The 1,213-nt window shown below is 29.3% G+C and carries 2 protein-coding genes; one reads left to right on the forward strand and one right to left on the reverse strand.

Annotated features, from left to right (window positions below; genetic code table 11):
* Positions 1-257, forward strand: a 257-nt coding sequence (locus ACN4EE_RS23520) for a HepT-like ribonuclease domain-containing protein (RefSeq protein WP_431708936.1), incomplete at its 5' end; no start/stop codon positions are given.
* Positions 258-272: 15 nt separating this feature from the next.
* Here ACN4EE_RS23520 and ACN4EE_RS23525 read toward each other — a convergent pair.
* Entirely contained in the window at positions 273-1,061 is a 789-nt protein-coding gene (locus ACN4EE_RS23525) for a phosphate ABC transporter ATP-binding protein (RefSeq protein ID WP_431708937.1), read from the reverse strand.
* Between the last annotated feature and the right edge of the window lie 152 nt (positions 1,062-1,213).

Below are 1,213 nucleotides of genomic sequence, written 5' to 3' on the forward strand. Positions count from 1 at the left end.
TTAAAGACACTAAAACTCAATCAGCAGTAATGTATCAAATTTCTATTTTAGGTGAAGCAATGAGGCGAATCTCTCCTGAATTTTATCAAAAATATCCTGAGATTCCTTATAAACAAGTTATCGGAATGCGTAATAAATTAGTTCATGATTATGATGGTATTAATATTCCTTTAGTCTGGAGTGTTATTCAAAATCAAATACCTGAATTAATTGAGATTTTAGAATTTATTGTACCATCATCATCTGATTTTACTTAGATGCGTCTTAACTTATCAAACTCGATTCATCGCTATTCCTCCTGAAGTGTAGGCTAATGTTTCTTGACTATCTGGGTTTAAAAATATCTTTTCTACACTGTTTTGTTCTACAATAAATCCAGTTTTATTACCTCGATCGTCTTCTTTCATATCCATATAAATTACATCATCACAAATACGAGCAATTTGTTTGAGATCGTGAGTAGTGATTATGATGGTATAATCTTTCTTTAATTGATATAATAAATTTTCAATTTCGAGGGTAGAAATAGGGTCTAATGCAGAACAAGGCTCATCTAATAGTATAATTTCTGGTTGAATAGCGATCGCCCTTGCTAAACAAAGTCGTTGTTTTTGCCCTCCTGAAAGATTCATAGCATTTTTATGAAGATGGTTTTTTACATCATTCCATAAACCTACTTTTATTAAAGAATCTTCGACTAAATCATCAAGATTTTTTTTATAACCATTTGCTTTTAATGCCATAGAAATATTTTTATAAATTGATGTAGGAAAAGGGGCAGGACGTTGAAATAACATCCCAATAACCCTACGCAACTGCACTAAATTCACATCAGCATCATAAATATTTTGTTCTTTAAAAAGGATATTTCCCTGAATTTTCATGCCATCAACAAAGTCATTAAGGCGATTAAAACACCTTAAAAGAGTGCTTTTTCCACAGCCCGATCGACCCATAATACCTGTAATTTCTTGAGGCTTTACATCCAAATAAACACCTGCAATAATCGGTAGATTTTGATATAAAACTGTCAAATTTTCTACTTTAATTATACTGTTCATATTCATAGATTTAAAATTTGAATTACTTAGATAAGGAGATAGGATTAAAAATAATTTTAGGATTTGATGTTACTTATTACTTATTACTTATTACTTATTACTTATTACTTATTACTTATTACTTATTACTTATTACTTATTACTTATTACTT

This window comes from Geminocystis sp. CENA526 (genome assembly GCF_050753365.1).
Classification (GTDB): domain Bacteria; phylum Cyanobacteriota; class Cyanobacteriia; order Cyanobacteriales; family Cyanobacteriaceae; genus Geminocystis.